The sequence below is a fragment of the Hymenobacter sp. genome, from assembly GCF_031398885.1.
Taxonomy (GTDB): domain Bacteria; phylum Bacteroidota; class Bacteroidia; order Cytophagales; family Hymenobacteraceae; genus Hymenobacter.
In genome coordinates, this window is sequence record NZ_JANNOD010000116.1 from 89353 (window position 1) to 101840 (window position 12488).

Genomic DNA, 12488 nt, shown 5'->3' on the forward strand with positions numbered 1-12488 from the left:
CTGCCGAAGCGCAGCCGGTTCAATCTGGAGCGGTTTTCCAGTCAGTGGTACACTGACCCGCCTGAGGACTGCTCTAACCGAATTGGGACGGCCGCCTCGACCAGCCCGACCGGACATTTTGGGCTTTGGTAGGAAGCGCCGGTTATGCCGCCTGCGCCTGGGTCAAATGGCAGTCCTTGTACTTCCGGCCGCTGCCGCAGGGGCACGGGTCGTTGCGGCCAAACTTGCGGCTGCCGCGCAAGGTCTTGAGCCACTGGCGCGGGTCGACGGCGAGGCGCAGGAAGCGTTTTTTGGGGTTTTGGCGGAAGGCGCGGCCGAGCAGCTCGTACAGCTCGGGGTGGTGCTCCTGCAGCTTCTCGGGCTTCTCGAAGAAGTACTCCGTCACGACGGCGAAGAACTCGGCTTCGTTGGTGGCGGCGTAGTCGTTGATTTCCGAGTGGCCGGCCCGGATGGCTTCGATTTCGCGCCGCACCACGGCGGCCCAGGGCCCGAGCAGCTCGGGCGGCAGGGCGGCTTTGGGCACCCCATCAATCACCCCGTCGGCTTCGTCGAGCAAGTGCGCAAACTCGTGGATGCCCACGTTCTGCCGGTCCAGCCCGTCGCGAAAGCCCTGCTCCAGCGAGGCCTTGGACAGGCGCATGTAGTGCTGATTCTGAAAGCCCTGCACCGAGCCGAGCAAAGTGCCCGGCAGCGGCTTCACCTCCTTAGTGGGGTCGTTGGCCAGCTGCCAGGCATCGGGCACGATGAGGACCTCGCCCAGGTTGCGGTACTCCCAGTCGGGAAACCCGAACACCGGAATCAGCGCGGCGGCGGCCACCAGCAGGCGCGTGGCGTCGTCCACCTCGGTTTGCACACCGGTGATGCGCGTGCTGGCTAGAAACACCTGCACCTGCCGCTCGAACCGCGCCTTGTCGGGCTTGGTCAGCGACAGGTAAAAGGCCACCCGCTCGGCCAGCACCTGCCGCCACGCGGCCGGGAATTCCTCGGCCAGCGCGGCCGTGCGGCGGCGGGCATCGGCCGTGGCGTAGCGGTAAAAGGCGTACACAACGGCGGCCAGCACGGCCGCGGAAATCAGGTAAGGCATGAGCCGCTAAACGCAGGGCTCCGCGCCGGGTTAGGGGCCGCCGCACCGGCCGCCATCAGCGCGGCCACAATAGCCCTGCGCCGGGGCCAACTCACGCGGTAGGGGGAGTGGAACACCGGCTTCCCATGGTCGGCGACGCTATTTGAGCGCGAAGCCACCATCCTGGGCGGCACAATCGAAGGCGCGCGGCGGGCTTTGGTGCGGGGCGTGACCTTCAACATCGCGGGCGGTACGCACCATACGTTCCGGGCGCGGGGCAAAGGATTTTGCCTACTCGACGGCCAGGCCGCCGCCATCTGGCTGCTGGCGCACGGGCCCGCCGTCCGGCAAGTGCTCATCGTGGACCTCGACGTGCACCAGGGCAACGGCACGGCGGCCATTATTCGGGCCGGGCCGCGGGTGTTCACCTTTTCATGCACGGCGCCCGCAACTACCCCGCCCGCAAAGAAGCGTCGGACCTGGACCTGGCTCTGCCCGACGGCACCGACACTGCCGCATACCTCCGGCTCCTGACGGCCGCCCTGCCCCGCTTGCTCGACGAAGTGCAGCCCGATTCTGTATTCTACCTGGCGGGCGTCGACGTGCGGGCCACCGACCAGTTGGAGCCACCTGGCCCTGACCCACGCCAGTGGCAGCCGGCGCGACGAGCGGGTGCTCGGCCTCTGCCACCGCCTGCCCGTGGTGGCGGGCACGGGGCTACTCCGAGCGCCTCAGTGACACTGTGGAAGCCCACGCCAGCACGTTTCGGGCCGCGTCGAATTTGTGCGGATGAGGGCGGGAGCCAGTGAAGCGCGGTGCCGACTCCCGGCAAAATGGGCCGCGGGGCACCACTGGTTGAGGGAATCCGACCGTTGGTTGAAATAATACCGGCGGGCGGTGGGGCCGGCGCGTGCTTTAGGCAACATCTCAAGCAGTTGTTCGGGTGAACAACACAAACTAACTTCTTAAACCATGAAGACACTTCACTCTCTTGGCGCCCTGGTGGCGCCCCCTGCCCGGGCGGTTACCGCCCGGAACACCCCTGCCTGGCGCTGGGGGCTCGCCCTGGCCCTGGTCGGAGCGCTGAGCCCGCCCGCGTTTGCCCAGACCACGTACAGCCAGTACCTGGAAATCAACGGCAATGACCCTACCCAGACCAATCAACAGGCTACGCTGATGTTGCACCACCACGGCGTTCTGGCGCACCAGCTCCGTTACACCGCCGGCACGCTTTACCTGGAGGGGGCCGGCAATGGGTACGGGACCAACAACGTCCCCAATTTCGTGGTGGGCGGCCGCCTCAACGCCGGCGCAATGGTCACCTCCTCGCACTACATCGGGTCCGCCCCCGGGGCGGGAACCGCGTTCACCGCGGTGGGCAACTGGGGCGGCGGCCCCACGCCCCCGCTGGCCAAAATCGTGGCCACGGACACCGGCGTGGGCGAGAGCGGCGTCGAGTTCAATCGCAAACGGGGCGCGCTCGACTTCGACTTGCTCAACGTACACTACCAAGGGCAAAGCCAGCTGCTGGTCAGAAACACCGGCAACATCGGTATTGGTACCAGTGACCCGGCTTCTCTGCTCGAAGCCCGGCGCGACGCGGCGGGCCAGGTCCAGCTCCTCACCCTCACCAACCGGGCCGCCACCTCGGCCGGCACCGGCACGGCCATCGCCTTCCGCGGCTACCGCGACGTGGACCCCAACTACGAGACCGGGCGCATCGCCCTGATGCACGTGGGGGGCACCGCCGGCGACGCGGCGCAGTTCGCCCACATGATTTTTTCGGTGCGGGGCTTCAACGACGGCCCGCCGCAGGAGCGGATGCGCATCACCCCGGGCGGCAACGTGCTCATTGCCAAGACCAGCCAAGCCAACGGCGTGTACAAGCTGGACGTGGGCGGCAGCGTGCGGGCCAACGAGGTGGTCGTCAATACGAACGGGGCGGACTTTGTGTTTGAGAAAGGGTACAACCTGATGCCGCTGCCGGCCGTGGAAGCCTACATCCGGGCCCACCACCACCTGCCCGAGGTGGCCTCGGCCGCCGACATGCAGGCCCGCGGGGCCGCCGTGGGCGAGGTGCAAACCAAGCTCTTGCAAAAAGTCGAGGAACTCACCCTGCACCTGATTGAGCAGAACAAGCGGCTGGACCGGCTGGAGGCCGAAAACCAGGCGCTGAAAACGGCCCAGCCCCACGAGGCCAAGTAAACACGGCGGCGTTTTTTCTGGCAGCCGCACGTCATTGCGGGTGCGCGCAACAAGGGGGGGCGCCTTGCGGGCAAACGGCAAGTACCGGACCGCGGGTTGCCCGACGGGCCTGACGTTTGGGGCCACCCCGCGCCTTGCGCCCCGCAATGACCTGCACCAGGAGCCTATTGCGGGTGCCCCAACACGGGGCAAAACAGGGCGTATGGCGAGTTTTCTTGCTGATAGCCATTTGGTTATAAGTCGCAACAATTCGCTTTACGCCATTCGGCGCGCCCGTGGGCCAAGGGCCCGCGCAGCCAGCGCTTGCTACCTGCCACCGGCGGGATAAGTCAACCTCATCACCCCCACACGCTCTAAACAGTATGGAACAGAAACTACAGACCAGGGGCGGGGCCGGCCGCGTGGGCCCGCTGCTGCGCATTGGGGCTGCCGCCCTGTGCGCGCTGCCGCTCGCCGGCTTTGCCCAAACTTGGACCGGAAGCTTCACCGGGTCCGCGCCTTCCACTTTCACGGCGGGCGCGTCGACCTTCACGACGTATGTGAGCAGCCCCTACTACGGCTCGGTAAGCGTCAGCACGGGCGGGCCAGCCTTGGGGGTGCCGTATACTAGTGGCACGGTGTCTTTTAACTTTTTCCCGCTGCTGTCCACGACCTACACCTACGCGCCGAGTCCGCCGCGCACCGGCGGCGCCTCGGTCAACGTGGTGGTGGTGCCGGTGCCGTTGATTTACGAATTTACGGCCTCGACTTACCACATTAGTAGTACAAACAAATGTTCTACCCTGAACTGGAGGGCCGTCAACGTGGACCACGCAAACATCCAGGTTCTGGGCGCGGTCGCCGTAGCCAGCGACGGCACCGCTAACGGCTCCCAGACGGTCTGCACGGATTACGGGCAGCGCTACATCCTCACGGTGTACAATGCCTTGGGTGTCAGCACAAGCGCCGAAGTAAATATTATGTACGACCAGCCGTATATACCGCCGCCGCCCTCGCTGCCGTACATCTCCTCGTTCACCAGCAACGCCAGCTCGGTCGTTGCCGGGTCGCCGGCGACGCTCGCCTGGACCACGGGCAACGCGTCCACCGTCGTGGTCGAGGGCATTGGCAACGTGAGCGCGTCGGGCACGCTGGCCGTATACCCGACCGCCACCACCACCTACAGGCTCACCGCGTACGGAGCGAACAACACGACGGCGACCAGCCAGGTCACGGTCGGGGTTAACGCTGCACCGCCGCAGCCGGCGCTGCCGTACATCTCCTCGTTCACCAGCAACGCCAGCTCGGTCATCGGCGGGTCGCCGGCGTTGCTCGCCTGGACCACAGGCAACGCGTCCACCGTCGTGGTTGAGGGCATTGGCAACGTGAGCGCGTCGGGCACGCTGGTCGTGTACCCGACCGCCACCACCACCTACAGGCTCACCGCGTACGGAGCGAACAACACAACGTCGGCCAGCCAGGTCACAGTGTCGGTGCTCCAGGATGGCGTTTTCGAAAACGTAACGGTTAACAGCGGGGAGGTCCGCCGGTTTGAGGCCACGGCGTCCACCCGAACCGGGGGGGGCGACGGCGCCCCTTTCATTGCCAAAGCCGGCTCCAGTACTTTTATTGCGGCCATTGGCAACGTCATCCTGGGGCCCGGCACGCGGCTCGAAGCAGGCACGAACACCCGGGCGTTTTCCTACTACAACTCCTACATCGCGGGCGGGGTCACTTACCGGCCGACGACGAGTGCGGACAAAAACCTCCTTGGCGGGCGCCCCGCCGGCGCCAACCAACACGCCCTGGAGGGGCCCGACCACCTGGGCCTGGACCAAAACACGCCCAATCCGTTCGGCGCCACCACCCTCATTCGCTACTCGCTCATGCAGCCGGCCCCGGTCAGCCTGCGGGTTTACGACCTGCTGGGCCGCGAGGTCGCCCAGCTCGTCAACGAAGCCAAGCCGATTGGCACCCACGAGGCCCGGTTCGACGCCGACGGCTTGCCGGGCGGGGTGTACCTGTACAGGTTGCAAGCCGGCAGCTACACGCAGACGAAGCGCATGATTCTCGTCAAATAACGCGCCGGCCGGCCGACCCCCAATGTAAGTGGGTGACCGGTCGGGTAGACGGCAGTTTCCGCCAAGGTTTCAACACGAAAAATACCGGGCCGCGCCACCAACCTCCAACGCCTACAACAGCCTTACCACATGAACATTTTCAACTCTTATTTGCAACAGGCGCCATCGGCCCGGCTGCCCCGCCGGTGGAATGCCGACGGGGCCTGGCACGCGGCGCGGGCGGGGTGCCTGGCGGTGGCGGTGCTGAGTGGCCTGCTGCCCCTGCCGCTGCGAGCGCAAAGCACCCCGTCCGCGCGGCGCGGGTACGTATCGGGCGCGGCGGCGTACGCGCCGAGCCAGGAGCAGGGCGCAACAGCGGGAGCCGCCGCGCGAACCGCGCCCCCCGTGCCGGCGGGGGGGGGCGGGGGGGCGGAAGCCACCCAAACCGTGCACCAAACCGTTAAAGTTTGCGCCGAAGGGACGCAGGCCTACTGGTTTGTCTACTGGATTCAAGTCACCCAAGGCAGTACGACCACCTACGTGAACGCCAGCGACATCAGCGTAGTGATTCGCGAGAAAGGCAGCGGCGGCAGCGACGACCGGTACGGCAAATTGGTGGAAGATGCCAACTTGCCCACGCCCAGTGCCGCCGCCGGGGTGCCGAGTTGGGCGTTGAAAAAGATGTGGTACAAAAACCCGCTGGACCCTGGGGTTATCCCCGAATCGTCGCAGTACACGCAACTTCACATCGATGCCTCGGCGCCCAACTACCCAGAGCCGGAGATTGTGACGATTCAGGTGTTTCGGGAGCCGGTGGTGTTCATTCACGGCCTTTTCGGAAGTGGTGAGGATTACGTAACGATGGCAAACGCGCTACTGGATGAATGGCCGTTTGAATTGACGTACGTGGCCAGTTACGAAGCAACCAATACCAAACCGTTCGTTCAAAATGCCAATGTTGTCGGTAGTGCCATTACCATCTGCATAAATAACGCGCGGGCCAGCGGATACGTGGTGGCAAAAGTGGCGGTGGTGAGCCACAGCATGGGCTGTGCGTTGACGAGGTGCTACATCCAAGGCAGTTGCGGGGCAAGCAACGACTTTGGCACCCGTAACGACATCAACCGGTGGATTCCGATGAACGGCGTCAACATGGGCACGCACATTAGCAAGGTGTTGCTGGATGGAAGGGTTTCCTTGGGCCCTGTGACGCTCCTTACAGGTAAAGATGTTTTCGACGGCGCCGTTGCCGACCTGGCCTTCGACAGCTATGCTTTTAATGGCGACAACAACGGCCTGAACGGTGGCGCACTCAATCGCAACATGAATAAAGCCCCCGTGCATGCCATCGCTGGCAACCGCCCGGCGTCATTTTCTAACCTCAATGAATCAGACAAATTCGCGGCGGCTGGCTTTATACGGTATCTTAGCCTGACGCAGGGCAAATCCACCACTGACTTGATCCTGGCTTTGTTCGATAATGAAGCCAACGACAACGCGGTTCCTTTCCGAAGCCAGACCGGCGGGTTGGCTCCGCAGTACTACACCGAGTTTGACAACCTGCAGCACGGTCTGGCGCTCAAAGATCAGCGGGTAATTGACGAGGTAAGGCGGCTACTAAAACTGAGCCCCACTGCCTCGGCGTTCTCCACAGGAGGGTTCAGTAAACCCAACCCCGCCTTTCGATACACCCTCCTGCCTGAATGTACCGACCCTTTGGTAACCACAGGCGGTGGCGAAGGCTGCCGCGCCTGGCCGTATGCGCTCCCCTCCTCAACTCCGCTGTTACAGCCGCCTTTTGCAGCTCCTGGGCTTAAATTGTCGAAAGGCTCTGGTGCGTCGGGCTCCGGTCAGCAGGTTGTGTCCGAAGCGGTGTCGCCCGGCCAGACCCTGTCCATTCCGGTCGGCGGGGCTTCGGACATCGTTTCGACGATTTGCGTGGCCCGCATTTCCACCGCTTCGGACCGGTCCTATTCCTTTGGAGACGGTCCTTACGGCGGGACGGCGCACACGTACTCCTTTGCCGTGCCGTCCGATGCCGTAGGTACCATTCTGGTGCAGGCCTGGGCGAAGCGCAACGACGGCAATTATTACCTCCGGGAAGCTTATTTCAACACCGTCAGCGGCACCAATCTGTCGCAGGATATCAACCTGACGAACACCACCATTGCCTCAAGTAACGACCAGCCGTTCTACGCGGCGCGCCAATCCATTGCCACTTCCGGTTTCACGGTCAATAATCACTGTTACGCGCAATTGACGGCGGGTACGCAAATCCGGCTCTCGCCTGGCACCACGGTTCAGGCCGGTGGAGCACTTCATGTCTCCATTCAACCCGACCTGGCCACCGCGCCGGTGGTCACCCTTGCCCCCGGGCCGAGCCGCCCGGCGTCGGCCCCCGCGGGTTGGGCCACCACGACTCAGCAGGCGTTGGCCGCGCGACAAGCTGCCCTGCCGGCCGAGTACGGCCTGGAGCAAAACTACCCCAACCCGTTTGGCGCCGTCACCACGATTGGGTATGTTTTGCCGCAGCCGAGCACCGTGAGCCTGCGGGTGTGCGACATGTTCGGGCGGGTGGTGGCCACGCTGGCCACGAACGAGCCCCAGGCGGCGGGCCAGCACACCGCGACGTTCGACGCGGGGCGGCTGGCAAACGGCATCTATTTTTACACGCTGCGAGCGACGGCGGCAATGGGCGCGCCCGGCAGCCTAGTGCAGACCAAGCGGATGACCGTGGTCAAATAGCCGGTGGGTCCCGCCTCCCGCCGCCTTCCCGACGGGGAGCCGGCCAGATTATCTGCCTGGCATTGGAGTGAATGGTCCAGAAGCGCCGCTGGGTGCCGCGGGCAGCCCAGGCGGAAGCCCTGCCCATTCCCGCCCGGTGTGGGAGCCCTGGGGGAGTGGGGGTATGCGCGACGATGGGGCCGGCACTGGCGTTTAAGAAGCTGTTTGAATTAAAATTGAAGGTCGTCTAAACGATGTGGAAACGCCACACGTTGCGTTTCGTCGTTGCACGAAGTGGGCGTACGGCGCGGTTGACGGGACGCAACCTGTAGCGGCTCTACGCCTTAGAGCCAGCTCAAATAGTTTCTAGCGCGGTTTCCTAGTCCCGGTACGGGTTGTCCGGTTCCCCTCTCTTTGGGAACGGGGCCCACCCCGCAGGGAGGCCCGGACGATAAGCCGGGCGGCATGACATACCCCTTGCCGGAAACCGCCGTAACCAGGTTGCAGGCCTGCGAGGCCGCCCCGCGGGCATGGCTACGCATGCAGGTTAATTAACCCGCACTCTCTGTTCAGCACGCGCCATGGCCTCTGCACTCAGACCATGGCGCGGGCCCCGGAGACACCCGAGAGACACGGCGGCTGGCGCTGCGGTGCCAAGCTACTTTATGGTACATGGTACGCGCGAGCCGTTGGTGGTTTATCAATTCAAACCTGCTTTGAATTGGAGCCCGCACCCAAATGCGCCGCCAGCTTTTCCCAGAGTAATGCCACTAGCGCAGGGTCCTCAAACCGGTATTTATCGAGAATGCGCAGTACGACGAGGGGCTTGCCAACCAGTTCGGCCGCGAACTTCTCCCGCAGCCGGTCGGCGTGGCGGCGCTCCATCACGAAGACGGCCTCGGCCCAGCCCAGGTGGCCGGCCGTTACGCGCACTCTTGCGCCCGGCTCGGTGCCGGCCGAGCGCGCCTCGTAGTGCGGGTGGCCGTCAAAAAGCCGCTCGGCGGTGAGGCTGCGCCATTTGTTCTGGCTACAGACGAATAGCAGCTTGCGCGGGCTGGCTGCGGGCATTAGCGCACCAGGGCCACCTTCACCTTTTTGCCCTTCACCTTGGCGCCCTGCATCCGGGCCAGTACCTCTTCCGCCACGGCTTCGGGCACGGCCACGAAGCTGTGGTGGTCGAATACTTCGATGCGGCCCACGGCTTCCCGCTCCAGCTCGCCCACGCTCACGAAGGCCCCCACCAGGTCGCCGGCGCTGATTTTTTCGCGCTTGCCGGCCGAAACGTGCAGGGTGACGGTGGCGGGCCGCGGCGGCTTGGGGGCGGCCGTGGGCAGGGCCGGCGGGCGCAGGCCGGCCCACTGCACGGAGCTGGCCGCGGGCCAGTTCTGAATTTTCTGCTGCTCGTGGGGCGTCACGAGGAGGTGGGCGGTGCCCACGGCCCCGGCCCGGGCCGTGCGGCCGGCGCGGTGTTGGAAGGTTTCGGCCTCGTGGGGCGGGTCGAATTGCACCACGGTGCCCAACTCGCTCACGTCGAGGCCGCGGGCGGCCACGTCGGTAGCCACCAGCACGGTGGCCGAGCCGTTGCGCAGCTTCATCATGGACTTGTCGCGCTCGGGTTGCAGCATTTTGCCGTGCAGGGCCTCGGCGGCCAGGCCCCGGCCGCGCAGGAAGCGGGTCAGCTCCTCCACCCGGTCGCGGGTGTTGGCGAAGACCAGGGAGCTGCCGGCGTTGGGCTGGGTGACGAGGTGGTAAAGGGCGGCGGGCTTCTGGTCGGCGGCGCCCACCACGTGGCCGCGCAGCACCAGGCTCGCGGGCAGGGTGCTGGCGTTGGCGCCCCCGGCGTTCATCACCCGGGGGCGGGTGAGGTACTCGCGCACCAGGGCCAGCACCTTGTCGGGCATGGTGGCCGAGAAGAGCAGCGTCTGGCGGCGCACCGGCAGCCGGCTGATGATGGTGGCCATTTCCTCCTGAAAGCCCAGCTCCAGCAGCTTGTCGGCCTCGTCTAGCACCAGCACTTTCAGCTTGTTGGGGATGATGGTGCGGCGTTCGAGGTGGTCGAGCATACGGCCGGGGGTGGCCACCACCACGTGGGGCGTCTGCTGTAGGCCCTTCACTTCCTCGCGCATGGCGTGGCCGCCGTAGTAGCCGGCCACCCGCAGGTTGGGCACGTGCTTGCCCAGGCTTTTGAGGGCGTCGCGCACTTGCAGAACCAGCTCGCGGGCGGGCACCAGCACCACGGCCTGCACCGTGGCCGAAGTAGCGTCGACCTGCTGCAACACCGCCAGGCCGTAAGCAGCCGTTTTGCCCGAGCCAGTGGGCGCTTGCCCGGCCACGTCCTGCCCGTCGAGGGCGGGGGCCAGCACCAGCTGCTGCACGGCGGTGGGCTGGGTGAAGTTGAGCTCAGCCACGCCTGCCAGCAGGGCGGGGGAGAGGGCAAAGTCGGCGAATTGCAGGTCGGGCTTGGCTACGAAAGGAGCGGCGGCGGCGGCGCCAGGGGCGGGGGAGTCAGGGGTGTGCACCGCGCAAAGGTAAACGCTTCGCTTAATGAGGAATGAAGAATGAAGAATGAGGAATTGGCAAACGGGGCCTAAATTCCTCATTCTTCATTCCTCATTCTTCACTAAGCGCAGCGTCCGCCACGTTCACCAGCTTGTAGCGCACGGCCGACTTTTTGGGCCGGATGTCCAGCCCGATGCGGTGGGCGTAGGCCTTGGTGAAGGCCGCGCCGAAATAGAATATCATGGCGCAGTAGAACACGAAGAGCAGCACCAGCACCAGGCTCGACGCCGGGCCGTACACCGGGCCCAGGTCCTGCGCCACCAGCAACTGGCCCAGCACCACCTCGCCCAGGCTGATGAGCAGGGCCGTGAGCGCCGCCCCGCGCGTGACGGCCCGCCAGGGCACCCGGGCCAGGCTCAGGGTGCGAAACGTGACGCCGAACCACGCCGCCAGAATCAGCCAGGCGATGAGGGCGTTGAGCCCGCGGACCACGTAGTAGGCAAAGGTAGCGTCGAAGTCGCGGATGCTTTCGGCAAACAGGCCCAGGGCGGCGTCGGTGGCGAAGGCCAGCAGCGAGAGCCCCGCCGTGGCCAGCAGGATGCCCGCCGAGCGCAGCCGCTCTTGCACCGCTTGCAAAAACTTCCCCGCGCCGCGCTTGGGCCGGATTTGCCACAGCTGGTTGAGCGAGTGCTGGATGATGGTGAAGAGCGTGGTGGCCACGAACACCAGGAACGCGAAGCCGGCCCAGGTCACCAGCCGGCTGCGCTGAGGGTCGGCCACGTTCATCACAATCTGGGCCACCAGCCCGGCCGCCGACGCCCCCACCAGGTTGCTGACCTTGCCCAGGAGCATGAGCCGCACCATCGAGGAGGGGTAGAGCGAGCTGAGCAGCTGTACGAGGATGATGAGGATGGGCGGCAGCGCAAACGACGTGAAGAAGGCCGTGGCCGCCCCCAGCCGCAGCGGGTCGTTGGCGCTGAGCTCGCGGGCGGCGCGGCGCAGCAGGATGGGCAGCTCGCGCCACCAGGGCCCGGGCAGCTCGGCCAGGGATGCTAACTTTGTCATAACGCCCGGAAGGCAACATTTTGAATCGCAGCCGTATGAGGAGGGCGTCCTCCGCGAAGGTACGGGGCGCCGGGTGGCCCGGCGCGCGGTCCTCCAGCTTCTCCCCATGCCCTCCCCCGACCCTTCGCCGCCCCCCCTCGTCGTGCCCGCCGCCGCGCCGCCGCGCTCCTGGCTGCGCCGCCGCCTGCTCGACCCCCTGCTCGACCTGCTCAAAGCCGGCCTCTCGCCCGAGAAGCTGGCCCTGACCGTGGCGCTCGGGGTGGCCTTCGGCCTTGTGCCCACCTTCGGCATCACCACCCTGGTGAGCGTGGCCACGGCCCTGCGCCTGCGCCTCAACGTGGCGGCCATGCAGCTCGTGGCCCATCTCATGAGCGCCTTTCAGCTGGCCATGCTCATTCCCTTTCTGCGGGGCGGGGCCACCATCATGGGCCAGGGCGAGCGGGTGGCCGGCCTCACCGTCAAGAGCCTGCGCGCCCTCATCGACCACGAGGGCTGGGGGGCCGTGGGCCAGTTGCTGTGGCGCGCCCAGGTCGGGGCCCTGCTGCTGTGGGCCGTGGCGGCGGTTCCGCTGGTGGCCGTCGTCTACTTCACCATGCGCGAAGTGTTCCGGCGCGTGCAGGTTCGGCAGAATCAGTTAACAACGAGCAGTGAGCAGTGAGCAATGAGCAGTGAGCAGAAAGAACGTCATGTCGAGCTTGCCGAGACATCTCGCTTGGGGAAGTAACTCAATCGTGCAACGAAGCGAGCGAGATGTCTCGGCGGATGCGCGCTGCGCGGGCGCCGTCGCCAGCAGGTGTTGCAGGCCGCGGTCGATCGCCCAGGTCAGGTTCACCGCCGTTGGCCGCGCCTGCTTCAGTTGCCGAGCAGCGGCGCGCAGGGCGTCGTCGCTGGCC

At 65.8% G+C, this 12488-nt stretch carries 10 protein-coding genes; 5 read left to right on the forward strand and 5 right to left on the reverse strand.

All coding sequences use genetic code 11. The annotated features are described in order from the left end of the window. Nucleotides 1-142: 142 nt before the first annotated feature. The gene (locus tag RMO51_RS21000; RefSeq protein ID WP_310397945.1) at nucleotides 143-1084 is read right to left on the reverse strand and encodes a zinc-dependent peptidase; all 942 of its coding nucleotides are present in this window, start codon (nucleotides 1082-1084) and stop codon (nucleotides 143-145) included. A 174-nt stretch (nucleotides 1085-1258) separates the two neighbouring features. Here RMO51_RS21000 and RMO51_RS21005 point away from each other — a divergent pair, with 174 nt between their 5' ends. From RMO51_RS21005 to RMO51_RS21020, 4 genes are all read left to right on the forward strand, one after another. Beyond that, nucleotides 1259-1597, forward strand: a complete 339-nt coding sequence (locus RMO51_RS21005) for a hypothetical protein (RefSeq protein WP_310397955.1) — start codon at nucleotides 1259-1261, stop codon at nucleotides 1595-1597. Nucleotides 1598-2035: 438 nt separating this feature from the next. Then, nucleotides 2036-3268, forward strand: coding sequence for a hypothetical protein (locus tag RMO51_RS21010; RefSeq protein WP_310397946.1), 1233 nt, complete (start codon nucleotides 2036-2038; stop codon nucleotides 3266-3268). A gap of 362 nt (nucleotides 3269-3630) precedes the next feature. After that, a complete protein-coding gene (locus RMO51_RS21015) occupies nucleotides 3631-5328 on the forward strand; it encodes a T9SS type A sorting domain-containing protein (protein ID WP_310397947.1) in 1698 nt (565 codons plus the stop codon). Nucleotides 5329-5457: 129 nt separating this feature from the next. After that, nucleotides 5458-8052, forward strand: coding sequence for a T9SS type A sorting domain-containing protein (locus tag RMO51_RS21020; protein WP_310397948.1), 2595 nt, complete (start codon nucleotides 5458-5460; stop codon nucleotides 8050-8052). 684 nt (nucleotides 8053-8736) lie between these two features. Here RMO51_RS21020 and RMO51_RS21025 read toward each other — a convergent pair. From RMO51_RS21025 to RMO51_RS21035, 3 genes are all read right to left on the reverse strand, one after another. After that, nucleotides 8737-9099, reverse strand: a complete 363-nt coding sequence (locus RMO51_RS21025) for a protein tyrosine phosphatase (protein ID WP_310397949.1) — start codon at nucleotides 9097-9099, stop codon at nucleotides 8737-8739. After that, nucleotides 9099-10550, reverse strand: coding sequence for a DEAD/DEAH box helicase (locus tag RMO51_RS21030; protein ID WP_310397950.1), 1452 nt, complete (start codon nucleotides 10548-10550; stop codon nucleotides 9099-9101). The genes RMO51_RS21025 and RMO51_RS21030 overlap by 1 nt, the downstream gene beginning before the upstream one ends. A gap of 91 nt (nucleotides 10551-10641) precedes the next feature. Next, on the reverse strand, nucleotides 10642-11595 hold the full coding sequence (locus RMO51_RS21035; protein WP_310397951.1) for a YihY/virulence factor BrkB family protein: 954 nt from the start codon (nucleotides 11593-11595) through the stop codon (nucleotides 10642-10644). Nucleotides 11596-11701: 106 nt separating this feature from the next. Here RMO51_RS21035 and RMO51_RS21040 point away from each other — a divergent pair, with 106 nt between their 5' ends. Next, nucleotides 11702-12253 (forward strand): DUF2062 domain-containing protein, encoded by a 552-nt coding sequence (locus tag RMO51_RS21040; RefSeq protein WP_310397952.1) that lies wholly within the window; start codon nucleotides 11702-11704, stop codon nucleotides 12251-12253. Here the strand turns inward: RMO51_RS21040 and RMO51_RS21045 are convergent. Further along, nucleotides 12230-12488, reverse strand: a 259-nt coding sequence (locus tag RMO51_RS21045) for a hypothetical protein (RefSeq protein WP_310397953.1), incomplete at its 5' end; no start/stop codon positions are given. The genes RMO51_RS21040 and RMO51_RS21045 overlap by 24 nt on opposite strands.